At 46.7% G+C, this 25,544-nt stretch carries 26 protein-coding genes, 3 tRNA genes and 1 pseudogene; 13 read left to right on the top strand and 17 right to left on the bottom strand.

Going from position 1 to position 25,544, the window contains the following annotated elements; all coding sequences use genetic code 11:
- Position 1 precedes the first annotated feature (1 nt).
- From CYJ98_RS03010 to CYJ98_RS02990, 5 genes are all read right to left on the bottom strand, one after another.
- Positions 2-1,009 carry an adenosine deaminase gene (locus tag CYJ98_RS03010; RefSeq protein ID WP_101755222.1) on the bottom strand — a complete coding sequence of 336 codons (1,008 nt, stop codon included), beginning with the start codon at positions 1,007-1,009 and terminating at the stop codon, positions 2-4.
- 77 nt (positions 1,010-1,086) lie between these two features.
- Complete coding sequence (locus CYJ98_RS03005) at positions 1,087-1,866, bottom strand: ferredoxin--NADP reductase (protein WP_004519886.1); 780 nt, start codon at positions 1,864-1,866, stop codon at positions 1,087-1,089.
- Between the two features lie 98 nt (positions 1,867-1,964).
- The gene (locus tag CYJ98_RS03000; RefSeq protein ID WP_039862177.1) at positions 1,965-2,420 is read right to left on the bottom strand and encodes an META domain-containing protein; all 456 of its coding nucleotides are present in this window, start codon (positions 2,418-2,420) and stop codon (positions 1,965-1,967) included.
- A gap of 33 nt (positions 2,421-2,453) precedes the next feature.
- Complete coding sequence (locus CYJ98_RS02995) at positions 2,454-3,323, bottom strand: hypothetical protein (RefSeq protein ID WP_141744538.1); 870 nt, start codon at positions 3,321-3,323, stop codon at positions 2,454-2,456.
- 66 nt (positions 3,324-3,389) lie between these two features.
- Positions 3,390-4,547, bottom strand: coding sequence for a trans-sulfuration enzyme family protein (locus CYJ98_RS02990; protein ID WP_039862178.1), 1,158 nt, complete (start codon positions 4,545-4,547; stop codon positions 3,390-3,392).
- Between the two features lie 178 nt (positions 4,548-4,725).
- Between CYJ98_RS02990 and folE2 the strand changes: the two genes are divergently transcribed.
- Complete coding sequence (folE2, locus tag CYJ98_RS02985; RefSeq protein WP_101755221.1) at positions 4,726-5,499, top strand: GTP cyclohydrolase FolE2; 774 nt, start codon at positions 4,726-4,728, stop codon at positions 5,497-5,499.
- Positions 5,500-5,717: 218 nt separating this feature from the next.
- A complete protein-coding gene (gene dsbD / locus CYJ98_RS02980) occupies positions 5,718-7,523 on the top strand; it encodes a protein-disulfide reductase DsbD (RefSeq protein WP_101755220.1) in 1,806 nt (601 codons plus the stop codon).
- A 60-nt stretch (positions 7,524-7,583) separates the two neighbouring features.
- On the opposite strand, the gene CYJ98_RS02975 is transcribed toward dsbD, so the two are convergent.
- Positions 7,584-8,756, bottom strand: a complete 1,173-nt coding sequence (locus CYJ98_RS02975; protein WP_070608875.1) for an alpha-hydroxy acid oxidase — start codon at positions 8,754-8,756, stop codon at positions 7,584-7,586.
- A 359-nt stretch (positions 8,757-9,115) separates the two neighbouring features.
- On the opposite strand from CYJ98_RS02975, the gene iscR reads away from it, so the two are divergent.
- The 7 genes from iscR (at position 9,116) to iscA (ending at position 12,951) form a co-directional block, all read left to right on the top strand.
- On the top strand, positions 9,116-9,562 hold the full coding sequence (gene iscR / locus CYJ98_RS02970; protein WP_003746476.1) for a Fe-S cluster assembly transcriptional regulator IscR: 447 nt from the start codon (positions 9,116-9,118) through the stop codon (positions 9,560-9,562).
- A 51-nt stretch (positions 9,563-9,613) separates the two neighbouring features.
- A complete protein-coding gene (locus CYJ98_RS02965) occupies positions 9,614-10,828 on the top strand; it encodes an IscS subfamily cysteine desulfurase (protein ID WP_101755219.1) in 1,215 nt (404 codons plus the stop codon).
- A 76-nt stretch (positions 10,829-10,904) separates the two neighbouring features.
- The gene (locus CYJ98_RS02960) at positions 10,905-11,513 is read left to right on the top strand and encodes a hypothetical protein (RefSeq protein WP_101755218.1); all 609 of its coding nucleotides are present in this window, start codon (positions 10,905-10,907) and stop codon (positions 11,511-11,513) included.
- A gap of 110 nt (positions 11,514-11,623) precedes the next feature.
- Positions 11,624-11,752, top strand: a complete 129-nt coding sequence (locus CYJ98_RS02955; RefSeq protein WP_016687545.1) for a hypothetical protein — start codon at positions 11,624-11,626, stop codon at positions 11,750-11,752.
- 68 nt (positions 11,753-11,820) lie between these two features.
- A complete protein-coding gene (iscU, locus tag CYJ98_RS02950; protein ID WP_003674559.1) occupies positions 11,821-12,207 on the top strand; it encodes a Fe-S cluster assembly scaffold IscU in 387 nt (128 codons plus the stop codon).
- Between the two features lie 107 nt (positions 12,208-12,314).
- The gene (locus CYJ98_RS02945; RefSeq protein WP_101755217.1) at positions 12,315-12,560 is read left to right on the top strand and encodes a recombinase RecA; all 246 of its coding nucleotides are present in this window, start codon (positions 12,315-12,317) and stop codon (positions 12,558-12,560) included.
- A 70-nt stretch (positions 12,561-12,630) separates the two neighbouring features.
- Positions 12,631-12,951, top strand: a complete 321-nt coding sequence (gene iscA, locus CYJ98_RS02940; RefSeq protein WP_003680782.1) for an iron-sulfur cluster assembly protein IscA — start codon at positions 12,631-12,633, stop codon at positions 12,949-12,951.
- Here the strand turns inward: iscA and CYJ98_RS02935 are convergent.
- Positions 12,911-13,133, bottom strand: a pseudogene (locus CYJ98_RS02935) (alternative ribosome-rescue factor A). The gene iscA and the pseudogene CYJ98_RS02935 overlap by 41 nt on opposite strands.
- Positions 13,134-13,212: 79 nt before the next feature.
- On the opposite strand from CYJ98_RS02935, the gene hscB reads away from it, so the two are divergent.
- A complete protein-coding gene (hscB, locus tag CYJ98_RS02930; protein ID WP_101755215.1) occupies positions 13,213-13,713 on the top strand; it encodes a Fe-S protein assembly co-chaperone HscB in 501 nt (166 codons plus the stop codon).
- Between the two features lie 152 nt (positions 13,714-13,865).
- On the opposite strand, the gene CYJ98_RS02925 is transcribed toward hscB, so the two are convergent.
- The 8 genes from CYJ98_RS02925 to CYJ98_RS02890 all read right to left on the bottom strand — a co-directional run bounded on the left by CYJ98_RS02925 (position 13,866) and on the right by CYJ98_RS02890 (position 19,278).
- A complete protein-coding gene (locus CYJ98_RS02925; protein WP_101755214.1) occupies positions 13,866-14,438 on the bottom strand; it encodes a 50S ribosomal protein L25/general stress protein Ctc in 573 nt (190 codons plus the stop codon).
- Positions 14,439-14,503: 65 nt separating this feature from the next.
- Positions 14,504-15,487, bottom strand: coding sequence for a ribose-phosphate pyrophosphokinase (locus tag CYJ98_RS02920; RefSeq protein WP_101755247.1), 984 nt, complete (start codon positions 15,485-15,487; stop codon positions 14,504-14,506).
- Positions 15,488-15,663: 176 nt separating this feature from the next.
- Positions 15,664-15,739: transfer RNA gene (locus CYJ98_RS02915), tRNA-Gln, on the bottom strand.
- Positions 15,740-15,750: 11 nt separating this feature from the next.
- Positions 15,751-15,826, bottom strand: a tRNA-Gln gene (locus CYJ98_RS02910).
- A gap of 10 nt (positions 15,827-15,836) precedes the next feature.
- Positions 15,837-15,912, bottom strand: a tRNA-Gln gene (locus CYJ98_RS02905).
- A gap of 5 nt (positions 15,913-15,917) precedes the next feature.
- Complete coding sequence (gene ispE / locus CYJ98_RS02900; RefSeq protein ID WP_101755246.1) at positions 15,918-16,766, bottom strand: 4-(cytidine 5'-diphospho)-2-C-methyl-D-erythritol kinase; 849 nt, start codon at positions 16,764-16,766, stop codon at positions 15,918-15,920.
- 8 nt (positions 16,767-16,774) lie between these two features.
- A complete protein-coding gene (gene lolB, locus CYJ98_RS02895; RefSeq protein WP_101755213.1) occupies positions 16,775-17,359 on the bottom strand; it encodes a lipoprotein insertase outer membrane protein LolB in 585 nt (194 codons plus the stop codon).
- A gap of 56 nt (positions 17,360-17,415) precedes the next feature.
- Positions 17,416-19,278, bottom strand: a complete 1,863-nt coding sequence (locus tag CYJ98_RS02890; RefSeq protein ID WP_101755212.1) for a tetratricopeptide repeat protein — start codon at positions 19,276-19,278, stop codon at positions 17,416-17,418.
- A 175-nt stretch (positions 19,279-19,453) separates the two neighbouring features.
- Here CYJ98_RS02890 and CYJ98_RS02885 point away from each other — a divergent pair, with 175 nt between their 5' ends.
- Positions 19,454-20,059, top strand: coding sequence for a CoA pyrophosphatase (locus CYJ98_RS02885; RefSeq protein WP_101755211.1), 606 nt, complete (start codon positions 19,454-19,456; stop codon positions 20,057-20,059).
- Between the two features lie 53 nt (positions 20,060-20,112).
- On the opposite strand, the gene cysG is transcribed toward CYJ98_RS02885, so the two are convergent.
- On the bottom strand, positions 20,113-21,510 hold the full coding sequence (gene cysG, locus CYJ98_RS02880; RefSeq protein WP_101755210.1) for a siroheme synthase CysG: 1,398 nt from the start codon (positions 21,508-21,510) through the stop codon (positions 20,113-20,115).
- Positions 21,511-21,810: 300 nt separating this feature from the next.
- Here cysG and aroA point away from each other — a divergent pair, with 300 nt between their 5' ends.
- The gene (aroA, locus tag CYJ98_RS02875; protein WP_101755209.1) at positions 21,811-23,103 is read left to right on the top strand and encodes a 3-phosphoshikimate 1-carboxyvinyltransferase; all 1,293 of its coding nucleotides are present in this window, start codon (positions 21,811-21,813) and stop codon (positions 23,101-23,103) included.
- Between the two features lie 147 nt (positions 23,104-23,250).
- Positions 23,251-24,297: a recombinase RecA gene (gene recA, locus CYJ98_RS02870; protein WP_101755208.1), complete on the top strand. Its 1,047-nt coding sequence runs from the start codon at positions 23,251-23,253 to the stop codon at positions 24,295-24,297.
- A gap of 94 nt (positions 24,298-24,391) precedes the next feature.
- Here recA and fghA read toward each other — a convergent pair whose 3' ends face one another.
- Entirely contained in the window at positions 24,392-25,240 is an 849-nt protein-coding gene (gene fghA, locus CYJ98_RS02865; protein WP_101755207.1) for an S-formylglutathione hydrolase, read from the bottom strand.
- Positions 25,241-25,544: the final 304 nt, after the last annotated feature.

Below are 25,544 nucleotides of genomic sequence, written 5' to 3'. Positions count from 1 at the left end.
GTTATTCAACATTAAAACTTTCAATCTTCCTTATCCATTTTTCCTTTTCCGCCTCGCTCAAAAACGAAGCGCGGAACGAATTGGCGCACAAGGTTTTGATTTCTTCCGCACTCAAATCCAAAGCCTCGACAAGCGCTTCAAAATTGCGGTTCATATAGCCGCCGAAATATGCCGGATCATCAGAATTGACGGTTACCAACACGCCGCGTTGCAACATACGGCGCAAATTGTGTTTCGCCATTTCAGGGAACACTTTTAATTTCAAATTGCTCAACGGGCAAACGGTCAATGGCATTTGTTCTTTAATCAAACGCGCCATCAACGCCTCATCTTCTTCCGCCCGTACGCCATGATCGATACGGCGGATATGCAGCAAGTCCAAAGCCTCATAAACATATTCCGGCGGGCCTTCTTCTCCGGCATGTGCCACCGTCAACAAACCCTCCGCCCGCGCCTGCGCAAACACGCGCTCGAACTTGGACGGCGGATGCCCCTGCTCGCTCGAATCCAAGCCTACGCCGATGATGTGTTCTTTATAAGGCAAAGCCTGATTTAACGTTTCAAATGCGCTTTCTTCCGACAAATGCCGCAGGAAACACATAATTAAACGCGTGCTTATGCCCCATTGCTGCCCGGCTTCATGACAGGCGCGGACAATGCCGTTAATCACGGTTTCAAACGCCACACCCCGCGCAATATGGGTTTGCGGATCGAAAAATATTTCCGTATGCACGACATTGTCTTCACGGCAACGCTCAAGATACGCGCGGGTCAAATCGTAAAAATCCGCCTCGTGCAACAATACGCCGGCACCGGCATAATAAATATCCAAAAACGACTGCAGATTGTGAAAATCATAAGCCTGCCGTACCGCATCGACATTTTCATAAGGAATTGCTATATGGTTGCGCTTGGCGATTTCAAACATCAGCCCCGGCTCAAACGTCCCTTCGATATGAACGTGCAACTCGGCTTTGGGCAGGGCTTGGATAAATTGTTTGATATTCATATTTTCTCTGATTTTCTGTTTATATTTAATATTGAAGGCCGTCTGAAACTTTCAGACGGCCTTTGACCATTTATCTGTTAAAAACCATTTTCCATCATGATTTCGCCGGGGATGCGGTTGCGGTGCATAGCGTAGCCCAAATCCATCAAGGCTTGGAAAGTGTCTTTGACCATTGCCGGATTGCCACAGACCATAAAGCGCGTATCGGCCTTGGTGAACTTGAAGCCGACTTTTTCTTCCAAGCCGCCATTCTTCAGCAATTCGGGAATCCGTTTGCCACTCAATGCGCCTTCCGTTTCCTCACGCGTGGTGACCGGAACAAAAGTGAATTTATGGAAATATTCTTCAATCAGCGGATGCTCTTTCAAATCGGCAAGGCGCTGGTTGAAAATCAACTCGTCGGCGTAAGAGACGGAATGCGCCAAAACCAAACGGTCGAAACGCTGCCAAATTTCAGGCTGCTCAATAATAGAGAGGAAAGGCGCAATGCCTGAACCCGTGCAGAGCATAACCAAATCTTTGCCGTCGGGGAAACGCTCGGGCAAGAGGAAACCGGTAGCCGTTTTATCCAGCAAAATAGTATCGCCCTCTTTCATCGCAGCAAAACGCGCCGACATCGGGCCGCCTTCGATTAATACTGCGAAATACTCAAGCGTATCGGCGTATTCGGCAGACACGACAGAATACGCGCGCCAAATAAAGCCCTCGCCGTCACGGAAACCAAGGCGCGAAAACTGCCCTGCCGAAAAACGGTAGGACTCAGGGCGGCTGATGGCAAAAGTCATCAGCTTGGGCGTATAGTGTTTGATCCACAAGACTTTTTCTTCTGTAAACTTGGCTTCTGGAGAAGCTGCCATAATAGGTTTCCTTGATATTCGGTATCAGTTTCAAATAGGGCTTATTATAAAGATTCAAAAGGCCGTCTGAAATATTTATTTTCAGACGGCCTTTAAGATTATTCACGGCGCAAACGGATATTGATGCCTTTTTGTTCCAAAATCAAATCGTTACCATCAAAACGATAGTTCCACACGCTTTGTTTACGCAAAAACGCATCTTCCAGCTTCATGTCTTCACACAGCATCATACTTACCGCAATATGGCCAAAATCAATTTTGTCCGCTCCGATTACATTCGCTTGAAACATCATACCGTTGCAACCCATATTGCCATAAGCCTTAGGCATTTTGCTGAAATCCAAATAGGCGTTTTTATCTGCCAATTCTTTTTCAGTGAATTTATTGAAAGCGACAACACGCCATTTAGCGGCTAAAGTAGGCATTTTCATTTGCTTTGATTCAGATGATTTGCTAGAAGAAATATGTGGCTGACTTGATAAAGGCTTATCGGCAGGCGTAGAACAAGCAACCAATACAAATGCACCAATCATTGCTGAAATAAGGGTTTTCATGACTCATCCTTTTTTAGAAATCTTCTTTATCGTCTAACTGTACACCAAACGGACAACGGCTTTTTTACTATCCGCATCAAAAAATAGGTACAACTCATCGCAACCATATTCCTGAAATTTATATCCGCTCAAATAGCCGACATAAGAAAAAACTTTTCCATCATCTCGTTTGGGTGTATCCACTAAATTACCGTACTCTTCTTGGAACATTCCATCAATATGGTTAAAACCTTCTTCCAACATACCCTCTGATAATCCGCCGGCATCCTCAATCAAATCTCTATCCAACCCGTCATCCTGACATTGTGAATCTGCAGCTTCCTTCAATGCAACCAATTCTTCCAAAGTATATTTACTGTCCAGCTCAATGGGTACATATCCCTGAAGGAATTTTCCATATTTCAGATACAAATTTTTGATGGCATTAAAACAAAGATGATTGATTCTATATACGTTTTCTAATTCTTCCTGCGTATCCTGCCGATAAATATGCGGCGTTTTATACCAAGCTGCCTGATCAAAACTCATACCCTGTTTTTCCGCAATCTTTTGCGCCTGTTCCATTATTCTGGTTTTAATTTCAGACGGCATTTCCTTGTTTTCCAAAATAAAAAAATGCCAATCGCCATTAAATCGATATTTACCGTTCTCATCGACATCAAAACAAATACTGTCCTCAAAATTATAGCGGTCATGAAATGCCGATGTATGCTCACCTACGCAACCCGAATGAATTTCCGCAGGCTGGACGAAATGTATCCAAAACTCTTCACTATCAGGACGTATAAATTGAAGATTAAGCGAACAAATGGGTAAAAAATGTTTCGCGTGTCGCTCTATCTCTTCAGAAAAAACTTCTTCCGGAGAGGGGAATGGACGAATAAATTTTTCAGGGATATTCATCTTAATCACCATAATTTAAAGGCCGTCTGAAAAACTATCCACCTTCAGACGGCCTTTAAGCCTTATTTACAAAGTCGTATCCAATGCTTTGGAAATATCGTTCCAAATATCGTCCACATCTTCGATACCGACAGAGAAACGCAGCAGGCCGACTTTGATGCCCATTTCCATTTTCACATCATGCGGCACGCCGCTGTGGGATTGGGAATAGCAATGGTTGACCAAACTTTCCACTCCGCCAAGGCTAGAAGCCATTTTGACCAGTTTCATGTTTTTAATCACACTATTGGCCGCTTCACGCGTGTCGTTTTTGAGGTAAACCGTAACCACGCCACCGATGCCTTTGGGCATTTGTGCTTGGGCGAGTTCGTAATGTTCGTGAGACGGCAGGCCGGGATAGAACACTTTTTCAATGGCAGGATGGGCTTCCAAACGGCGCGCGATTTCGAGTGCGTTTTGGCAATGGGCGTTCATGCGTAGAGCCAGTGTTTTAATACCGCGCAACACCAGCCAACAATCCATCGGACCTGCAATCGCGCCGGTATGCACCATCATGTCGTGCAAAGGCTGCGCCAGCTCTTTGGTTTTGGCAACGACTACGCCCATCAGTACGTCCGAATGGCCGCACAAATATTTGGTAGCGGAATGGAACACAAAATCACAGCCCATATCCAACGGCTGTTGCAGATACGGCGTGGCAAAGGTGTTGTCGATGCCGACCAGCGCACCGGCTGCTTTGGCTTTCGCGGCAAGCGCTTTGATGTCCACCAAGCGCAAAAGCGGATTGGACGGCGTTTCCAGCCAAACCAGTTTGACATTGTGCGCTTTAAGCAGCTCGTCCAGATTATCCGGATTGCCCAAATCGGCAAAAACAACGTTCACACCCCATTTTTGATAAACATCGACCAATAAATCATAAGCGCCGCCGTAAATATCGGCGACTGCGACAATGGTATCGCCCGGGCGCAGGAAAGTACGCCATACGGCATCAATCCCCGCCATACCGCTGGAAAACGCAAAGCCGGCCACACCGTGCTCCAAATCGGCAACGGTATCTTCCAAGACCTGTCGGGTCGGGTTGCTCAGGCGCGAGTAGCGGTAAGGCACATTTTCGCCAATCTCGTGCAACGCGAACATACTGTTTTGATAAATCGGCGGCATCAGCGCACGGTTGTGTTCGTCGCAATCGTAGCTGGAATGGATGGCTTTCGTGGCGAATTTCATTGGGTCTCTGCCTATATAGATGTGAATAATTGAAGATTTTATCACTATCTGAAAAATAGAAACAATCAATGCAGGCGGATAAAGCAAGTGATATAATCTCGCATTTGCAAATCGGCCGACACGAGCCGACTCCCTCCACACGCATCTCAACAATCCTATCATGAAGGACATACCACGCATGAACGCCATTGCAGACGTGCAATCCAGCCGCGATTTACGCAACCTGCCGATTAATCAGGTCGGCATCAAAGACCTGCGCTTTCCAATCTCCCTCAAAAGCAAAGAAGGCGAACAATCCACCGTCGCCCGCCTGACCATGACGGTTTTCCTGCCTGCCGACCAAAAAGGCACGCATATGTCGCGCTTTGTCGCCCTGATGGAAAAACAAACCGATGCTTTGGATTTCGATACGCTGCACAAACTGACCGCCGATATGGTTGCCCTGTTGGATTCGCATTCTGGAAAAATCAGCGTTTCCTTCCCGTTTTTCCGCAAGAAAAGTGCGCCTGTCTCCGACATCCAATCGCTGCTCGACTATGATGTCACCCTGACCGGCGAAATCAAAAACGGTACATACAGCCACAATCTGAAAGTGATGGTTCCGGTTACTTCATTGTGTCCGTGTTCCAAAGAAATTTCCCAATACGGCGCGCACAACCAACGTTCGCATGTGACGGTCAGCCTGATTGCAAACGCGGATGTAGCCATCGAAGAAATCATCGATTACGTCGAAGCACAAGCAAGCTGCCAGCTCTACGGTTTGCTCAAACGCCCTGACGAGAAGTATGTAACGGAGAAAGCATACGAAAATCCGAAGTTTGTCGAAGACATGGTTCGTGATGTGGCCACTGCGCTGATTGCAGACAAACGCATCGAATCATTCGTCGTCGAAAGCGAAAACTTCGAATCGATACACAACCATTCCGCTTACGCTTATATCGCTTATCCTTAAAAGCCGAGCCGAATAGAAACAAAGGCCGTCTGAACATTTCAGACGGCCTTTGGCATAGATTGAACGATAACATGAGACTATCGGTCATATATGGGCAACCCTATTTCGATATAATTCAAAAGCATTAGATTTCTCTCGCAATATTTAACATAAATTAAGCCGATTGTTTTCCCCATCATTTATAATGACGGTTTCTCAACGGCATATCCGTGGATATTATGAAAAAATTCCTTTATTTCCTCATTGCATTTTTAGGCTTGAGCAGCTTCGCATTCGCAGTAGATGCCAATGATTTGCTGCCACCCGAGCAAGCCTTTGTGCCTCAAGTCAATGTAACCGATCAAGGCATCAGCGTGCAGTTCAAAATCGCTGACGGCTACTATATGTACCAGTCCAAAATCGTTGCAGCGACCAATCCTGACAAAGTCTTGGCCGAACCCAAATTCAGCAAAGGCGAAGAAAAAGAAGACGAATTCTTCGGCAAACAAACGGTTTACCACCATACCGCACAGGTTAACCTGCCTTACAAACAAGCCGTACCGCAATACAAACTGACACTGACTTATCAAGGCTGTGCCGAAGTGGGTGTGTGTTATCCGCCGGTGGACACCGAGTTTGACGTAAAAGGCAACGGAGTTTACCAACCGCAAAGCGATGAGCCGGTTTCTGCCAAAGACCGCTTTTTACAACCATCTGCCTCTTCAGACGGCCAAATGCCCACGCAGCCCGCTACAAACAATCCCGACAGCAGCCGCTTCAAGCTCTCTTGGGATACTTTAAACGCCAACCTGTTGGCGTTTTTTGTCGCAGGTTTGGGCTTAAGCTTTACCGCCTGTATGTATCCGCTCCTGCCGATTGTTTCCAGCATTGTCGTGGGTGATAAAAAAGCCGGCAAAGGCCGCGCGTTTACCTTGTCTATGGTGTATGTACAAGGCTTGGCATTGACCTATACCTTGGTCGGCGTGATTGCCGGTTTGACCGGTGCGCTGTTAACTGTATGGCTGCAACAGCCTTGGGTCGTACTTGCCGCCGCCGCGTTGATGGTGATACTGGCGCTGTCTATGTTCGGCCTCTTCAATATCCAGCTGCCAAACTCTGTCCAATCCTATTTCCAAAACCAAAGCAACAAACTCTCCGGCGGCAAAATCATTTCCGTCTTCATCATGGGTATTTTATCCGCCCTGATTGTCGGCCCTTGCGTTGCGCCTCCGCTGGCATTTGCTTTGGGCTATATCGGCCAGACAGGCGATGCCGTATTGGGCGGCCTTGCGCTTTATGTCTTAGCACTCGGCACCGGTGTACCGCTCATCATCATCGGTACATTCGGCGGCCATATCCTGCCTAAAGCAGGCGACTGGATGAACGGCATCAAATACGCATTCGGCTTCATTCTGCTGGCCGTTGCCGTATACCTTGCCACACCGCATCTGCCTTATTTCGCAGTAGTCGGCCTCTACACCTTGCTGATGATTGTTCCCGCCCTTATGCTTTTGGCGAAATCCGGCAAACAAAAAGGCCGTCTGAAAACAGTTGCCGCCGTATTGGGCTTTTTACTGCTGATTGGCGGCTCATGGTTTGGCTGGCAAAGCTTCAATAAACAAACCACCGCCCTGCACCACTTCTTAACGCTGGTTCCGCCATCCGAAGCCGGACAAGAAACCGACCACGGCAAAATGTTTACCGATGTCGGAGAACTCAAAGCCGCTATGGATGCTGCCTTGAAAGCCGATCCTAGCAAGCCCGTTCTGATTGATTTCTACGCCGACTGGTGCGTATCCTGCAAAGAAATGGCCGCCTACACGCTCAACCAACCGCAGGTACACGAAGCGGTCGATATGCAGCGCTTCTTCCAAATCGACGTAACTGCCAACACTCCCGACCATCAGGCCTTACTGAAAGAATACGGCCTCTTCGGCCCTCCGGGCGTGTTTGTTGTCCGCGCCGACGGCAGTCATAGCGAAGCCTTATTAGGCTTTGTCAAACCCGATGCCTTCATCGAATGGTATCGCAAAAACGAGAAATAGCCGTCTATAAAAAGGCCGTCTGAAACAGTTTTTCAGACGGCCTTTTCTTATGTTTAAAAATTAAAATTCATCTTGAGCCCAACGCGTAGAACGTAAAATGCTGGAATCCACATCTTGAATATTGCGGTGACCGGTAAACGCCATGGAAATATCCATTTCTTTATACAAGATTTCCAACGCACGGGTTACGCCTTCTTCACCATACGCACCCAAACCATACAGGAACGCACGACCTATCATCGTACCTTTCGCACCCAAAGCCCAAGCCTTCAAAATATCCTGACCGCTGCGAATGCCGCTGTCCATCCAAACCTCGATGTCGCTGCCCACTGCGCTGACCACATCAGGCAAAGCTTTAATGGCGGACACGGTATCGTCAAGCTGACGACCGCCATGATTGGAAACGACTAATGCGTCCGCGCCGCTTTTCGCTGCCTTTTCCGCGTCTTCGGGTTCCATAATGCCTTTGATGATCAACTTGCCACCCCACAAATCCTTAATGCGCGCCACATCATCCCAACTCAGGCGCGGGTCGAATTGTTCGGAAGTCCATGAAGACAGCGAAGACAAATCACCCACGTTTTTCGCATGACCGACAATATTGCGGAAGGTGCGGCGTTCCGTGTTCAGCATTTTCATGCACCATTCGGGCTTAGTCGCCAAATTGATCAAATTGGCGATGGTCGGTTTCGGCGGCGCAGACAGACCGTTTTTAATGTCTTTGTGGCGCTGACCCAAAACCTGCAAATCGGCTGTCAATACCAACGCCGAACATTTAGCATCCTTCGCACGCTTAATCAGGTTTTCCATAAACTCGCGGTCGCGCATCACATAAAGCTGAAACCAAAACGGCGAGCTGGTGTTTTCAGCCACATCTTCAATCGAACAAATAGACATGGTCGACAGCGTAAACGGAATACCAAATTTTTCCGCCGCCCGCGCCGCCAAGATTTCCCCATCAGCATGCGCCATACCTGTGAAACCTGTCGGCGCAATCGCCACCGGCATTTTCACATCCTGCCCAATCATTTTGGTTTCGAGACTGCGTCCCTCCATATTAACCAATACCTTTTGGCGGAAACGGATGTCTTTAAAATCCGAAGTGTTTTCACGATAAGTAGTTTCCGTCCAAGAGCCTGAGTCAATATAGTCATAAAACATACGCGGCATTTTACGTTTGGCAACAAGGCGCAAGTCTTCGATACAGGTTATTTTGCTTAAATCACATTTCATTGTCGATTGCCTCTGTTAAGGTAAAGATGGATGGTCAAGGCCGTCTGAACATTTCAAACACCTCATTATTTTACTCCATCAAAACAACTAAATTTTAAGAATAATTTTGATAATCTATATCAGTATCAATATTAAATCAAAACATTTTAACCCTGATATTTGTAGGGTTGATAGCCTTTTTTCAGACGCCCTCAAGTCCAAATTACAGAAAAATAAAGAAAATATTTTCCGATTTAAAAATCAACCCATGCCACCATTTAAACAAACAATCAAACCGAGCCACCACATACTTGACTGAAACACTCAGATATTAGACAATTCCCTCCACTAATAAAAACGCCCACACAGGCAACCACACCATGAGACTGACTACCAAAGGGCGATTTGCAGTAACCGCCATGATAGATTTGGCGATGAACGCGCAAACCGGTGCTGTCAAACTCAGTGCCATCAGCGAACGACAAAGCATATCGCTTTCCTACCTCGAACAATTATTCAGCAAACTGCGCCGTGCCGGATTGGTTGAAAGCCTACGCGGCCCCGGCGGAGGCTACATCCTTGCCGCACCCGCCGAGCAAATCAATATTGCACAAATCATCTCCGCAGCCGAAGACCGACTGGATGCCACACAATGCGGCAGCAAAGCAAACTGCCACCACGGCGCCCCCTGCCTGACCCATGACCTTTGGGAAAACTTAAACAAAACCATCAATGATTACCTCAGCGGCGTTACGCTGCAAAGCATCATTGAACAAAAAAACTGCAGCGACAGCAGTCATGTCGTTACCTTTACACACATTCATTAAACCGACTTGCGGCAAAGACCGCACGCAGATGACCAAACGAAAGAGCAAACCATGACCGTCAAAACCCCCGTATACCTCGACTACGCCGCCACCACTCCCGTTGACCGCCGCGTTGCCGAAAAAATGATTCCCTACCTGTCCGATATTTTCGGCAACCCAGCCTCTAACAGCCACAGCTTCGGTTGGGAAGCAGAAGAAGCAGTCGAAAAAGCACGTGCAGACATTGCTGCCCTGATTAATGCCGACCCTAAAGAAATCGTTTTCACCAGCGGCGCAACCGAATCCAACAACCTCGCCATTAAAGGCGCGGCGCACTTCTACAAATCTAAAGGCAACCACCTCATCACCGTAAAAACCGAGCATAAAGCCGTGCTCGATACCATGCGCGAACTCGAACGCCAAGGTTACGAAGTGACTTACCTGGACGTACAAGAAAACGGTTTGGTTGATTTAGACGTACTGAAAGCCGCCATCCGCGAAGACACCATCCTTGTTTCCGTAATGTGGGTAAACAACGAAATCGGCGTGGTTCAAGATATTCCTGCCATCGGCGAAATCTGTCGCGAACGCAAAATCATTTTCCACGTTGACGCAGCACAAGCCTGCGGCAAAGTGCCTGTTGACGTTGAAGCTGCCAAAGTTGATTTGTTGTCTATGTCCGGCCACAAAGTATACGGCCCTAAAGGCATCGGCGCCCTGTATGTACGCCGTAAACCACGCGTCCGCCTCGAAGCCCAAATGCACGGCGGCGGCCACGAACGCGGTTTCCGTTCCGGCACCTTGCCGACCCATCAAATCGTCGGCATGGGCGAAGCCTTCCGCATCGCCAAAGAAGAATTGGCACAAGACACTGCACACTACTTAAAACTGCGCGATATCTTCCTCAAAGGTATCGAAGGCATTGAAGAAGTCTATATCAACGGCGACCTCGAACACCGCGCTCCAAACAACCTAAACGTCAGCTTTAACTTCGTCGAAGGCGAAAGCCTGATTATGGCGGTTAAAGAACTCGCCGTATCCAGCGGCTCCGCCTGTACTTCTGCAAGCCTTGAGCCAAGCTACGTTTTACGCGCACTCGGCCGCAACGACGAATTGGCACATTCATCCCTGCGCATCACCTTCGGTCGCATGACCACCGAAGAAGAAGTCCAATTCGCAGCAGAACTGATTAAATCCAAAATCGGCAAACTGCGCGAACTGTCCCCGCTGTGGGAAATGTTTAAAGAGGGTATCGATTTGAACTCGATTGAATGGGCGGCGCATTGATCAAGAGAAAAGGTCGTCTGAAAAATCCCCAAGGCCTTTACCTTTTCAGACGACCTCATCAAGAAAAATACTAAAAATGACGATAATAAAAAATAAAATACGCCACTTACTTTCTTGTCTAATTCTATGCTCGGCCCCGCTGGTTTCAGCACAGACACAACCTGATTGGTCAACTATATTCAAATCATTTGAAAATGGCTGCCAATTCGATAAACATTTGGAAAACCTGTTGGAACCATTTAGTGATGTAAGCGATAACTGGAACGATAAAGACTCTAAATATCAAAACTTGCGTTTGAATCATCCCAATAGAGTCCAGCTGCCAAAGGCTTACCGTGATCTTGCACACCCGCCGATGACTTTGCACCGTGCGGAGTTTAGTGAAGATGGAGAACAGTTCATTCTTGATCAAACCCGTTTGAAACTCAGCGGTACTTACTATGGCTTGCCTGTGGTTCATATCAGCCAGACATTCCAATTAGAAACCGCAGGTTACAGCTACACCCGTTTGTTGTTGGATGTACCTTTGGAACAGGCATACAAGGTGTTAAAAGGAAAATATCGTCCTGTTCGAAAATACAGTTTGATTTTAGAAGAATACGAAACCCTGCAAGCAAAACTAAAACCGATTAATGTTAACGGAAAACCCCAAACAATTTTAGAATGTGCCTTTATAAATGGCTGATAAAACAACTGTAATAGGCAATCAACTTAGATATTAAAAGGACGTCTGAAACCTTAAAAACTTTTCAGACGACCTAAAAGCCACAACCTTCAAATTAAGGATACAAACCCATGGACGAACAAGATCTCGACCTCGACAATCTCGACAACCTACTCGAAGATTTTGACGGCGTTACCGTAGAAGGCGGCGTTGATTCAGAGAATGATGACGGCTGCGAAGGCGGCGCGTGTAAAATCTAAACTTCAGGCCGTCTGAATATTTGTAAACAAACCATTTACACCACTAAAAACACAAAGGAAACCACATCATGGCATACAGCGATAAAGTAATCGACCACTACGAAAATCCCCGCAACGTTGGTACTTTCGACAAAAATGACGAATCTGTCGGTACCGGCATGGTCGGTGCACCGGCCTGCGGTGACGTAATGCGTCTGCAAATCAAAGTAAACGATGAGGGTATCATTGAAGATGCAAAATTCAAAACTTACGGCTGCGGCTCCGCCATTGCTTCTTCCAGTTTGATTACCGAGTGGGTCAAAGGCAAAAGTCTGGATGACGCGCTGGCAATCAAAAACAGCGAAATCGCCGAAGAATTGGAACTGCCCCCAGTGAAAATCCACTGCTCCATCTTGGCTGAGGATGCGGTAAAGGCAGCTGTTGCCGACTATCGCAAACGTCAGGAAAACAAATAATCTTGTTTGCCAGATACTTAGTTTGTGGATATTAATGCCTAAATCGGCTTGATAAGTCCAACTTGCCATATAAGTGCGCCAGTACCTGCAAAATCAAAGAAGACGATATGCCTTTTACTGATGAAGAAATCCAATCCCTACTTGCTGTCAAAGGCATAGGTAAAACCATATTGCAGCGTTTGCAGCAAATGGGATTGGATGATATTGCCACTCTGGCGGTTGCGGATTTAGACGATATTTTGGAACAGGGCGCACAATTGACCGGCTCGACTTGTTGGAAAAACAGTCTGCAGGCAAAAGCTGCCATTGCCGCCGCAATAGAGTGGACAAAACAGCGTTTTCAGACGGCCTGATAGTTCAAGAGGCCGTCTGGAATAAAAAAACAGGCAAAACAGAAAATGATTGCGAAATGAGGAAAAAAGCATGATTACCATCACAGAAAACGCAGCCAAATACATCAATAACTACCTGACCAAACGCGGCAAAGGATTGGGCGTGCGCTTGGGTGTGAAAACCAGCGGCTGCTCAGGCATGGCATACAACCTTGAATTTGTCGATGAAGCGAACGAGGACGACCTGATTTTCGAAGAACACGGCGCGCGCATTTATATCGACCCGAAAAGCTTAGTTTATCTGGACGGCACACAAGTCGATTACACCAAAGAAGGTTTGCAGGAAGGTTTCAAATTTGAAAATCCGAATGTCAAAGACTCTTGCGGCTGCGGTGAGAGCTTCCACGTTTAAAATATAAAAAATGGCAGGAAAGTATCAAAACCATCCTGCCATTTTTTGGCTTCTTGTCTATTATAGCTACCCTTGCCTTTTCTTTTTCGTTCTACTTTGTGTCGGAACAAATCAGATTTGACTAAGGCTTTTAAGGCATTGTCTCGTATTTTGCCTTTATTGTGTTGTACCTTACCGGTCATATTGTTTTCCTTTCGTATAAACATTTTCCGGATTATATCGTAAAATAATCCTCTTCTTTAGATTTTTTCCTTTAATATCATGTCTCAATACTTCAACCTCTTCCAGCTTGAGCCATCTTTCAATATTGATACCGAAGCACTCGAACAGACCTATCGAGCTTTAGCTGCCCGATTTCATCCCGATAAATTTGCTTCTGCTTCAGCTTTTGAGCAGAAACAAGCCGTTATGATGTCTTCTACAATTAATGATGCCTACCGCACATTAAAAAGTCCTATTGATCGGGCTGCTTATCTCTTGAAAAGCCAAAATATCGATGCTGATGCACCTGAACACACTTCGTTTTCACCAGAATTCCTCATGCAGCAAATGGAATGGCGGGAAACATTGATGGATGCACAAATGGAACAAAACCATGATGCCATCCGGGCACTGGATCAAGAAATTCAAGAAGTACAAAGCAGCCTATATCAAGATTTACAACAAGCATTTGAACAGCAGGATTATGAATCAGCTGCACAATGGGTACGGCATGGACGCTTTCTTAATAAGCTTCGCAAAGAAATTGCTTCAATCTTATAAAACGTATCACTTTACGCTATACCCAAGTTTTATAGCAAATAACTTTATAAGATACTTTGGATTTATCTCCATTATTTGAATTTATCGCCGCTTACATCAAACAAAAACCGTATCAGATTTATCTGATACGGTTTTCTTATATTAACTAACTATTAGCGTTTTTTACCGGTAACAGTAGCAACAGCCAGGTTTTCGTTACGTTTCAGAGAAACGCTTTCAACACCTTCTGGCAATTTGATGTCTGACAAGTGCAGAATGTCGCCGGCAACTACTGATGCACAATCCAGCTCCAAGAAAGCAGGAATGTTTGCAGGCAAAGCAACTACTTCAATAGAAGTGTTCAACAGAGATACGCGACCACCTTGCAATTTAACAGCTTGAGAGTTTTCAGCGTTAACAATGTGCAGAGGAACACGGATGCGTACAGGTTGATCAGCTTTCACAGCTTGGAAGTCGATGTGTTGAACTTCACGACGGAATGGGTGCATTTGGAAGTCACGCACGATAACGTCTTTAGTTTCACCGTTCAAAGACAGTTTAATCAAAGCAGTATGGAAAGATTCTTTTTCCAATGCGTAGAATACAGTTTTGTGGTCTACAGCGATAGCAACAGGCTCTTGACCTTCACCGTACAGGATGCCAGGGATTTGGCCTTCGCGACGCAGGCGGCGGCTCGCACCAGTGCCTTGGGCTTCGCGAACAGAGGCTTGAATTTCGTAAGTCATGTTTAATACTCCAATTTAGATAAAATCGTCGTCATCGGCCGCGACCAGCTTAAGACGACATCGGGTTATGGCAGCAACATGCCGCCAGTCATCACATCTTCATTGAAAAGATATGAGACGGATTCTTCATTGCTGATACGGCGTACCGTTTCAGCCAGCAAACCGGCAATGGTAACTTGACGGATGCGTTCACATTTTTTAGCTGCTTCAGACAACGGAATCGTATCTGTCACAACTACTTGGTCAATTTCGGAAGAAGCAATTCGATTCACTGCTTCGCCTGAGAATACTGCATGGCTGGCGTATGCCAGTACACGATCTGCACCGCGCTCTTTCAGGGCAACAGCTGCTTTACACAAAGTATTTGCCGTATCGATCATATCATCTACGATCAAGCAAGTACGACCTTGAATATCGCCAATAATGTTCATCACTTCAGCCACGTTGGCTTTAGGACGGCGTTTATCGATAATGGCCAAATCAGCATTTAAAGATTTAGCAACAGCGCGCGCACGTACAACACCACCGATATCAGGGCTGACAACGGTCAAATTATCAATACGTTGCTGTTTAATGTCGTTCAACAAAATCGGGGTAGCGTAAATATTATCTACCGGAATATCAAAGAAACCTTGAATTTGGTCGGCATGCAAGTCAACAGTCAATACGCGGTCGATACCGGCTGAGTACAACATATTCGCTACCAATTTAGCGGAAATCGGTACACGAACAGAGCGAGGACGGCGATCTTGACGCGCATAGCCAAAGTAAGGAATCGCGGCAGTAATACGACCGGCAGAAGCACGTTTGAGTGCATCGGCCATAGTCAAAATTTCCATCAGGTTGTCATTGGTTGGCGCGCAGGTAGGTTGCAAAATAAACACATCGCGACCACGCACATTTTCCAACAATTCAATGGCTACTTCGCCATCAGAGAATTTGGAAACGGTGGCTTCACCGAGTGAAATATCCAAATGTTTGACAACACGTTGCGCCAATTCCGGATTTGCATTACCGGTAAACACCATTAAACTGTCATAAGCAGCCATATCTTCACCTGATTCAAGATTTGATTTACGCGCAGAAAACATTACGCTTCCCTCTGCCCCATGTCTAAGACACTAATTACGTGATTATACGCGTAAAGACGGGTAAAAAAAAGTTTTTCAGCGTTATTTTGCTCTTAGCGTAAAAAAGCGTGTAAGAAAACTTACACGCTTTTATTTGGCTGGGGAGGAAGGATTCGAACCTTCGCATGCTGGAATCAAAATCCAGTGTCTTAACCGCTTGACGACTCCCCAATAAAGGGTGTTGGCTGGGGAGGAAGGATTCGAACCTTCGCATGCTGGAATCAAAATCCAGTGTCTTAACCGCTTGACGACTCCCCAACAAAGGGTTTGGCTGGGGAGGAAGGATTCGAACCTTCGCATGCTGGAATCAAAATCCAGTGTCTTAACCGCTTGACGACTCCCCAACTTACTAAATCATATGATATAGCGGATGAATATCTAATCCTTCCACACAATAAGCTTCATATGATTGAGAAACCTGTTGGTAAATTGTATGTGCTTCTTGATGAGATTCACTTGCTATGAACAAACAAGCCCCAGAACCAGTCATTAATGCATGACCATATTGGGATAACTCAACATAAGCCTTCCAAACTTCAGGATATTCCTGAAACACAACCGCCTGCATATCATTTTGAAACGGCTGTAATGATTGGAAAGTCGGCATTATGCTGGGTTTGGAATCCCGTGTCAAGCCTTCATGTGCAAAAATTTTAACTGTTGCCACATGGACGGGGGGCTTAACGATAACATACCATTGTTTAGGGACATCTATTTCAGCCAGCTTCTCACCCACGCCTTTGGCAAAAGCACTTCTGCCAAAAATAAAAAAAGGAACATCTGCACCAAGACTTACGCCTAAATCAATCAGTTGCTGCCTACTCAAACCGCATTGCCACCATTGGTTTAAAACCATTAAAACCGTGGCTGCATCAGAGCTTCCGCCGCCCAATCCGCCTCCGGTTGGAATCACTTTATCCAACCAGATTTCGACACCGTGCGCTACGCTTGCATATGGCAGTAATAATTTAGCCGCCCGATAAGTCAAGTCTTGCTCAGATTCAAGCCCTTCGACCGGCGTATGCAGAATAATCTGCCCATCAGTACGGATTTTCAGATGAACGGTATCATATAAGCCGATCAAACAGAAAATACTTTCCAAATTATGATAACCATCGCTCCTGCGGCCGGTAATCCTCAAATCCAAATTTAATTTAGCCGGCGCAGGAAAGGCTTGGATTTCCTCTGAAACAGACATGGCATCCTCTATTTGCGTGCTGCGCATCGGGTTTGTCCATTCTTATCCAAAGAGTGGTTTACCGTGTCAAACACCAAGCGGATATTAAACTTGGCATTTTCAAGTTGAAGCGTTTTGGGCTGTCCTGAACTATTTAAAGTACGCGATATCGTCCAGTCAAACTGCTCCAGACGGCCATCAGTCAGAATTTTGTATGGCGCATTGGCAACGCGTTTACCATCAGCCCAAATATGCAGATATTGAACCGGCAAAGCAAAGCCTAAAAGCTGTCTGCTCAATTCTTCAGCCGTTTCCGCCTGATAAACCTTACCCTTACTGTCTACTGCCAATACACCTTCACTGTCTTGACACAGCTGGCCTACGGTATTACCCAATGGTGTATTCACATCAATGGTTTGAACCGCATTCTGATAAGTCCAGTCGAAATTAGCATAAGAGCCTTTTCCTTCCACTTTGACAGCCAATCGACCGTCTGCGCTAAAATCCTGTACCTGCTCTGCTGCTTGCCAACTGTTTTGCTGAGGTAAGTTTGGCTGCGCACAGGCAGCCAAAAGCAGTAAGGCTGCAACCGATGATAATTGTTTTAAATTCATTGATATTCCTTCATAGGCCGTCTGAAATCAAACACTTTTCAGACGGCCTTTTGGTTTTATTTGTGTTTTTGAGTATGCGGTTTGCTGGGCGTTATACCGAATTTGGACATTGTCTCTTTTAATACTCGGAGATTGCTTCCACGTTTCAAGCCGTCATTCCAGATTTCTTTGGCTTTATCTTGGTCGCCAAGCGTCCATAGGACTTCGCCCAAATGTGCGGCGACTTCGGCTTCAGGTTCTTTTTCATAGGCATATTGAATATACGGCAAAGCCATTTGGGCATCGCCTTTAAGATAATAAGCCCAGCCTACACTATCATTAATGGCTGCGCTTTCCGGCTCCATTTGATAGGCCGTCTGAACCATTTTGAATGCCTCCTCCAAATCCTTGCCGCTGGACAGCAAGGTATAGCCCAAAGCATTCCAACCATGCGGATTATCCGGATACAGCTCTACCACACGGCGCAAATCGGCAATCGCCTTGCCTGGCTGATTCAGCTTCTCATAAACCATCGAACGCTGATACAGCACATTGGCAAGCAGCTCTGGAGAAGCTTGGGTTTTCAAGGATTTTTCGGTGGTATTTACCAAGCTGTTCAAAGCGTTCAATGATTCTTGAAGATTGATATTTTTAGACAATACGAACAAAGCCGTACTCAACAAATCCTTAGCTTCAAAATAACGTCCTCTTTGCTCGGGCATTTTTTGTGCGCGTTGCACCAAAGCCCAAGCCTCTTTATGGTTGCCCTGTTTGGCTTCGATAGAAGCGGCCAAAATGGTTTTATCAAACGTATAAGCCGTTGCCGTTACCTTATCCAGCCATTGTTTGGCTTTGGCCAATTCTTCTACATCATTATAAGACACCGCACCAATCAACGCTGCACGGCTGCGCTGCTCTTCCGTACCGGCTTTATAAGCCTTTTCCAGATAACTGTTTACCGCAGAAATATTTTCCGTCTTGCTGGCGGACAATAAGGCGGCCTGAATATACAAATCAGGGTTTGGATTTTCTTCCAACAAAGTCTGCAAACGCTTAAAAGCCTTATCATTTTGGCCATGGGCGATCAAATTGGCGATATCCAATTCCTGCCAAATCGGAGATAAGGTTTTGGTGTCTGTCTCTTTGAAAAAGCCGTCCAGAATATCAGGATGCCGTTGCGCCATCAGACGCAGGGTAACAAAAGTCGGCGGCAGAATTTCGTTGTCCAACTTGGCCAATCGCTGCAATGCCGCAATGGCGTGTTTCTTTTGACCGTCTTTTGCACTAAAAATTGCATCCGCAATCGCCGCTTCTGGAAAGTCTTTATAATTCAATGCTGTTTTATGTACTTGCTTGACCGCATCGCTGGTCAGATTCGGCTGTTGGGCTGCGGTTTGTGCCAAAAGCAGGAACACGCGCTTTTGCTCGTCTTCACTACCGCCGGCAATCACCTTGTCCAATCCGCTCAAGTTCTTATCGGCTTTGCCCAGCAGCAAATTGCGCAACCAAGTCATGCGCTTTTGTGTTTCACCAGGCTCCGGCTCGATTTCGCGCCATTTTTGGTAAATGGCCTCAGCCTGTTCAAATGCGTTTAAAGAAACCGCCATCTCCAAAGCGCGTTCGGCCACTTCGGGAGATTTAGTGCGATGCAACGTCAAAATATAAGTAAACAGTGCAGAGGCGGCATCACCCTTTTGCAGAGCCAGTTCTGAATTTAACAAAGTGAAAACCTGCGAGGTGCGGTTTTGTATACCCAACAGACGTATCCGCTCCTGCTCACGCTCTTCGGGAGAAAAACGGTCGGCACGGCTTTTCTTTTTGATAATCTTAGCCGATTCAAAAACAACCTTTGAATCGCCGGGCGCGGCAAAAGTTTGTGCAGCGAACAACATCATGACAGCCGCAGCTGCTACTTGAATACGGGATGGGGAAAACAACATAACTATCCTTTTTGAGAACCTGCCGGCATTTTCAGACGGCCTAAGCACTTGCAGAACAGATGCAAAGCTTTATTTATCATTCAGGCATAACTGTAACACACGCACCCTATTTTGTTGACACGGTAACCGTAAACCTTGTGTAATCCTCATCTGCATAAAACGATCAGTGCCAAAAATGAATACCGACCACCTTATCCACTTCCTAACTCAAGCTTCACGCTTCAGCAGCCGTATGCAAACAGAGCGCAATCAATTAGTTACCGCCCAAACGGTCAAAGAAGCAGCCGTTTTGGTCGGCATTGCCTTGCATGAAGGAGCGTGGCAAATTTTACTGACCAAAAGGGCCGAGACCTTAAGGCAACACACCGGACAAATCGCCTTTGCCGGCGGCCGCAAAGATACCCAAGACGACAGCCTAACGGCAACGGCGTTAAGAGAAGCTTACGAAGAAACCGCCATTCCGATTGCCGCATGGCAGACTTTTGCGCCGCTACCCTTTTATGACACGCCTTCCGACTACCGTGTTACGCCTGTTCCGGCAATTTGCGTCCAGCCCGTCAACCCAAAAGCAAACCCCGATGAAGTAGCTGAAATTTTTTATCTGCCTTTGGATTTCGCCTTAAACCTGCAAAACTACTCATACCGTCATCTTCATCACAACAATCAAACCCTCGCCCTCCCCGTCCTACCTTTTCGGCACTACGACATCTGGGGGCTGACAGCAATCATCCTATATGGACTGGCAGAACGTTATCAGCAATATTGCCAAGCTTTTAAATAAGGCAAGGCCGTCTGAAAACCAATATTCAGACGGCCTTATTTGATCAATCCTCTTTACGCCGCTTCTTCATAGCATTCGACAAATTCTCCAAACCATTTCATCTCATCGCGCAGGGCAACCACTTCGCCAATCACCATTAAAGCCGGACGCTCTGCTTCGGCAGCCAACAAGCCCAAATCTTTCAGACGGCCTGTCCGCACGGTTTGATTGGGTAAAGTGCCATTAGAAATCACGGCAACGGGCGTAGAAGGCTGCCTGCCATAAGCCATTAGTTTTCCCGCAATTTCAGCCGCTTTAAGTGTACCCATATAAATCACCAGCGTTTGACGGCTTAACGCCAAAGTCTGCCAATCGGGCTGACTGCCTTCATGTTTGCTGTGGCCAGTTACAAATAAAGCACTTTGGGCACAATCGCGATGGGTTAACGGAATACCGGCATAAGCAGTAGCTCCAAGCGCGGCAGTAATACCCGGCACAATGCGGTAGGCAATCCCGGCCTGATGCAGGGTTTGCACTTCCTCCCCGCCGCGACCGAACACAAAAGGATCGCCGCCTTTCAACCTTACCACACGCTCGCCTTTTTGAGCGTGTTCAACCAATAGACGGTTGGTTTCTTCCTGCTGAACATGGTGCGCACCGGCACGTTTACCCACGCTGATTTTCACCGCATCTTTGCGCACCATCGCCAAAATCTCATCCGACACCAAAGCATCGTAAAACACCGTATCCGCAGCCTGTATCGCCTGCAAAGCATGTATGGTCAGCAAGCCCGGATCGCCCGGCCCTGCACCCACCAAAACCACTTCGCCTCCAAACGGCGTTTCCCGATTCAACTGCGTTATCAATTCGCGTTCTGCCGCCTCGATATTGTTTTGAGCCGCAAAAATACTGAAACGGCTGTCGAACAACTTTTCCCAAAAATAACGGCGTCGTTCGACATGATGAATCGTCTGTTTAACCTTTTCGCGCCATTTACCTGCAATACGCGCCATCGTGCCCGTATGCAACGGAATCAATGTTTCAATAATCTGCCGCCATTTCCGTGCCAATACAGGCGCAGTCCCAGCGCTGGATATGGCTATCTTCAACGACCCCCTATCCACCACGGCAGGCACAATAAACGAACACAAATCCGCCGTATCCACCGTATTGCACAATTTCGCCCGTCGTTCCGCCACTTCAAAAACACGGCGGTTAAACATGCCATTATCCGTCGCCGCAATAACGAAATACACCTCGTCCAACATGGCTTCTTCAAACAAGCCGCCCAGCCAAACTATTTTCCCTTCAGTCACCCACTGCTGAAACTGCGGATTCAGAGTTTCCGCAACAACGCGTACGCGCGCTCCGGCAGACAACAGGCTTTCCGCCTTGCGTTCGGCAACCTTACCCGCACCTGCCAGTAAAACTGGGCGGTCTCTCAAATCGGCAAACAAAGGATAATGTCTCATGGTCGTGCTCTTGCTTTATCAATGATTGTCCGCCGATATTAAAGGCCGTCTGAAAAAATAGGAAAGAATGGTTTCTGATTTTCTTATGGTGTTTGGTTATATGCCTGCCACAACAAAATAAGTTATAGTGGCAAACATAAAACTGAAGCAGAAAATTTCAAAATAAACGATTAGAAAATCGTGTACTGATATAAAAATTCATTTTTTCACAAATAAATTGCACCCTCTTCATTTTTCAGACGGCCTTTGCCTGCGTATAATATCGGTCTAATTTACAACTCAAATGAGCTTAGTCCAGCCATGACCGAATCCATCCGCCTGCCCGCTTCTACACTCAAGCCTTCGACCGTTGCCCTGCCCGGTTCCAAAAGCATCAGCAACCGCACGCTACTCTTGGCGGCACTCTCCGACAACGTTTGCGAAATCCATTCTTTGCTCAAATCCGACGATACCGACCGAATGCTTGAAGCACTCGATAAACTCGGTGTTCAAATTGAATCTTTACCTGAAGGCCGTCTGAAAGTTCATGGCACCGGCGGCCGCTTTCCCAACCAAACCGCCGATTTGTTTTTAGGCAACGCCGGTACGGCATTCCGTCCTTTGACTGCCGCGCTTGCCGTTTTGGGTGGCGACTATCATCTGCATGGCGTACCGCGTATGCACGAACGCCCCATCGGCGATTTGGTGGATGCGCTGCGGATTGCAGGCGCGGACGTACAATATCTGGGCAATGAAAACTATCCTCCGCTTCAGATCAGCAAACGCCAAGACAACGACGAGCGCGTTATTCCGATTAAAGGTAATGTTTCCAGCCAATTCCTGACCGCCCTGCTGATGGCTTTGCCCCTGACCGGACAAGCATTTGAAATCCACATGGTAGGCGAGTTGATTTCCAAACCTTATATCGACATCACGCTCAAGCTGATGGCGCAGTTCGGTGTGAACATCATCAATGAAGACTACCGTGTATTTAAAATCCCGGCCGGTGCCAAATATCATGCGCCCGAACATTTATATGTGGAAGGCGATGCCTCCAGCGCGTCTTATTTCTTGGGTGCAGGCCTGATTGCGGGTACACCCATCCGCGTAACCGGTATCGGCGCACACAGCATCCAAGGCGACGTTGCCTTTGCGCGTGAACTAGAGAAAATTGGCGCAGATGTAATTTGGGGCGAAAATTTTGTTGAAATTTCCCGCCCTGCCGAGCGCAAGATTCAGGCTTTTGATTTGGATGCCAACCATATTCCAGACGCGGCCATGACTCTGGCTATCGTCGCACTGGCCACCAAACAGCCCTGCACCCTGCGTAATATCGGCTCATGGCGCGTCAAAGAAACTGACCGTATCGCCGCCATGGCAACCGAACTGCGCAAACTGGGTGCAGAAGTCGTTGAAGAAGCCGAGGCCATTCATATTACGCCGCCCAAAACACTTACCCCCGATGCCGTCATCGATACTTACGACGACCACCGCATGGCCATGTGTTTCTCGCTGGCTTCGCTTTTGGGTGTCCCTGTCATCATCAACGACCCGAAATGTACGCATAAAACTTTCCCCGACTATTTCCAAGTTTTTGCATCATTGACCAACTAATTGATTATTCAAAGTTTCAGACGGCCTGTTGCATACAAAAAACACAGGCCGTCTGAAAAATAAAAATAAAACTATACTTTTTCTTAATTTATGCGATAATAGCTAAATAAATTCTTAGCTATTCATATTTCCTTTCGGAGAGAAAACATGTCAGACGAAAAAAGCAAAGCCTTAGCCGCCGCCCTTGCCCAAATCGAAAAAAACTTCGGCAAAGGCTCCATCATGAAAATGGACGGCAGCCAACAGGAAGAAAACCTTGATGTTATTTCCACCGGCTCCCTCGGCGTGGACTTGGCACTCGGCGTTGGCGGTCTGCCCCGCGGCCGCGTGGTTGAAATTTTCGGCCCGGAATCCTCCGGTAAAACCACACTCTGTCTCGAAGCCATTGCCCAATGCCAAAAAAATGGCGGCATCTGCGCATTCATCGATGCCGAGCATGCTTTTGACCCGATTTACGCCCGCAAACTCGGTGTAAAAGTCGAAGAACTCTATCTCTCCCAACCGGATACTGGCGAACAGGCATTGGAAATCTGCGATACATTGGTACGCTCAGGCGGTATCGATATGGTTGTTGTCGACTCCGTAGCCGCACTTGTACCTAAAGCCGAGATCGAAGGCGAAATGGGTGACAGCCACGTCGGCCTGCAAGCTCGCCTGATGAGCCAAGCCCTCCGCAAACTGACCGGCCACATCAAACGCACCAATACATTGGTTGTTTTCATTAACCAAATCCGTATGAAAATCGGCGTGATGTTCGGCAGCCCTGAAACCACGACCGGCGGTAACGCACTCAAATTCTACGCCTCCGTCCGCCTCGACATCCGCCGTACCGGTCAGATTAAAAAAGGCGATGACGTTATTGGTAACGAAACCAAAGTCAAAGTCATCAAAAACAAAGTTGCGCCTCCGTTCCGTCAAGCCGAATTCGATATTCTTTACGGCGAAGGCATCAGCTGGGAAGGCGAATTGATTGATCTGGGCGTCAAACATGACATCGTTGAAAAATCCGGTGCATGGTACAGCTACAACGGCGCAAAAATCGGCCAAGGTAAAGATAATGTACGCGTTTGGTTGAAAGAAAACCCTGATATCGCCAACGAAATCGATGCCAAAATCCGTGCGGCAGTCGGTATCAATGTCGATATTACCGAAGGCAGATTGGACGATACCGATGGCGAACGTCCTGAGGAATAAGTCTGTTTGAAATAAAAGGTAAAAAAGACCAAATAAAGGCCGTCTGAAATCCGACCATTAATCGGATTTCAGACGGCCTTTTATTCAATGCTACTTAAAGACCTAATGCCTGAGCGTGAAACTCAATATGCGAATCGATAAAGCTGGCAATAAAGAAATAGTCATGCCCATAGCCCGGGCGTACTTTATATTGGATATTGAAACCTTTTTCGCGTGCTGAGCGGACAAACGCTTCCGGTTGCAGGACTTCAGGATACAAAGCATCTTCACTGCCGACATCAATCAAAACAGGCAATTTATGCGAGGCCGTCTGAAGCAGTTCTGTACTGTCATAGCGTTTCCATGTTTCCACGTTTTGACCCAAATAAGCTGAAAACGCCTGCCTACCGCCTTCCGTATCTATAGGGTGACATAAAGGCGCAAAGGCAGAAACCGCAGCATATCGGCCGGGATAGTTCAAAGCCAAATGCAGCGCGCCATGCCCGCCCATGCTGAAACCTGCAATGCTGCGCTCTTTCGTTACCGGAAAATGATGCTCGATCAAATCAGGTAATTCTTGGCTGATATAGCTTTCCATTTGGTAATGCTGCGCCCAAGGCGCTTCAGTTGCATTGACATAAAATCCGGCACCTTGTCCAAGATAATGTTCCTCACTGTCGGCAACATGCTGACCGCGTGGCGAGGTATCTGGGAAAACCACAATAATATTCCATTGCGCCGCAAAACGCTGGATGCCGCTTTGCCGAACCAATTCAGAACCATCGCTATTTAAGCAGGAAAGGAAATATAAAACAGGCGCGGGATAACCTTTTAAGACTTGTGGAGGTAGATAGACATCAAATACCATATCCGTCCGGCAGGTTTGAGAAAAATGGCGGTACCGTTCCTGATGCCCGTTAAACATCTTTCTGCGTTCCAGCAAATGCAATTCTGAATTTTTCATTTTATTCCTTGTAAGGAAACAACAATAAACAGAATGTTAGCGCAAAACCTGCTCATCGTGTTGTTGCCCCATCTTTTTAAGGCAACCAAATCTGCTTTAAACAAGACTTGCCAAACATGCAAAATCATTACGCCGGCAGCATTTAAAATCTATACACAATCTCTGTGGATAAATCTGTTGATAAGCTTTGGGTAATCGTAAAATTTTCTTTAGGAACAAACCAAGTCTTAAATTGACTAAAATTTAATCAAATAAAACATAATAAAATCAAATAGTTATATTTATAAGATTTTACTATAATCAT

It is taken from the genome of Neisseria perflava, from assembly GCF_002863305.2.
Classification (GTDB): Bacteria; Pseudomonadota; Gammaproteobacteria; order Burkholderiales; family Neisseriaceae; genus Neisseria; species Neisseria perflava_A.
This window is presented reverse-complemented; position numbering and strand designations above follow the sequence as displayed.

Coding starts and splice junctions, on each gene's coding strand:
- CYJ98_RS03010 (WP_101755222.1), bottom strand. CDS start 1,009: ATGAATATCAAACAATTTATCCAAGCCCTGCCCAAAGCCGAGTTGCAC.
- CYJ98_RS03005 (WP_004519886.1), bottom strand. CDS start 1,866: ATGGCAGCTTCTCCAGAAGCCAAGTTTACAGAAGAAAAAGTCTTGTGG.
- CYJ98_RS03000 (WP_039862177.1), bottom strand. CDS start 2,420: ATGAAAACCCTTATTTCAGCAATGATTGGTGCATTTGTATTGGTTGCT.
- CYJ98_RS02995 (WP_141744538.1), bottom strand. CDS start 3,323: ATGAATATCCCTGAAAAATTTATTCGTCCATTCCCCTCTCCGGAAGAA.
- CYJ98_RS02990 (WP_039862178.1), bottom strand. CDS start 4,547: ATGAAATTCGCCACGAAAGCCATCCATTCCAGCTACGATTGCGACGAA.
- folE2 (WP_101755221.1), top strand. CDS start 4,726: ATGAACGCCATTGCAGACGTGCAATCCAGCCGCGATTTACGCAACCTG.
- dsbD (WP_101755220.1), top strand. CDS start 5,718: ATGAAAAAATTCCTTTATTTCCTCATTGCATTTTTAGGCTTGAGCAGC.
- CYJ98_RS02975 (WP_070608875.1), bottom strand. CDS start 8,756: ATGAAATGTGATTTAAGCAAAATAACCTGTATCGAAGACTTGCGCCTT.
- iscR (WP_003746476.1), top strand. CDS start 9,116: ATGAGACTGACTACCAAAGGGCGATTTGCAGTAACCGCCATGATAGAT.
- CYJ98_RS02965 (WP_101755219.1), top strand. CDS start 9,614: ATGACCGTCAAAACCCCCGTATACCTCGACTACGCCGCCACCACTCCC.
- CYJ98_RS02960 (WP_101755218.1), top strand. CDS start 10,905: ATGACGATAATAAAAAATAAAATACGCCACTTACTTTCTTGTCTAATT.
- CYJ98_RS02955 (WP_016687545.1), top strand. CDS start 11,624: ATGGACGAACAAGATCTCGACCTCGACAATCTCGACAACCTACTCGAA.
- iscU (WP_003674559.1), top strand. CDS start 11,821: ATGGCATACAGCGATAAAGTAATCGACCACTACGAAAATCCCCGCAAC.
- CYJ98_RS02945 (WP_101755217.1), top strand. CDS start 12,315: ATGCCTTTTACTGATGAAGAAATCCAATCCCTACTTGCTGTCAAAGGC.
- iscA (WP_003680782.1), top strand. CDS start 12,631: ATGATTACCATCACAGAAAACGCAGCCAAATACATCAATAACTACCTG.
- hscB (WP_101755215.1), top strand. CDS start 13,213: ATGTCTCAATACTTCAACCTCTTCCAGCTTGAGCCATCTTTCAATATT.
- CYJ98_RS02925 (WP_101755214.1), bottom strand. CDS start 14,438: ATGACTTACGAAATTCAAGCCTCTGTTCGCGAAGCCCAAGGCACTGGT.
- CYJ98_RS02920 (WP_101755247.1), bottom strand. CDS start 15,487: ATGGCTGCTTATGACAGTTTAATGGTGTTTACCGGTAATGCAAATCCG.
- ispE (WP_101755246.1), bottom strand. CDS start 16,766: ATGTCTGTTTCAGAGGAAATCCAAGCCTTTCCTGCGCCGGCTAAATTA.
- lolB (WP_101755213.1), bottom strand. CDS start 17,359: ATGAATTTAAAACAATTATCATCGGTTGCAGCCTTACTGCTTTTGGCT.
- CYJ98_RS02890 (WP_101755212.1), bottom strand. CDS start 19,278: ATGTTGTTTTCCCCATCCCGTATTCAAGTAGCAGCTGCGGCTGTCATG.
- CYJ98_RS02885 (WP_101755211.1), top strand. CDS start 19,454: ATGAATACCGACCACCTTATCCACTTCCTAACTCAAGCTTCACGCTTC.
- cysG (WP_101755210.1), bottom strand. CDS start 21,510: ATGAGACATTATCCTTTGTTTGCCGATTTGAGAGACCGCCCAGTTTTA.
- aroA (WP_101755209.1), top strand. CDS start 21,811: ATGACCGAATCCATCCGCCTGCCCGCTTCTACACTCAAGCCTTCGACC.
- recA (WP_101755208.1), top strand. CDS start 23,251: ATGTCAGACGAAAAAAGCAAAGCCTTAGCCGCCGCCCTTGCCCAAATC.
- fghA (WP_101755207.1), bottom strand. CDS start 25,240: ATGAAAAATTCAGAATTGCATTTGCTGGAACGCAGAAAGATGTTTAAC.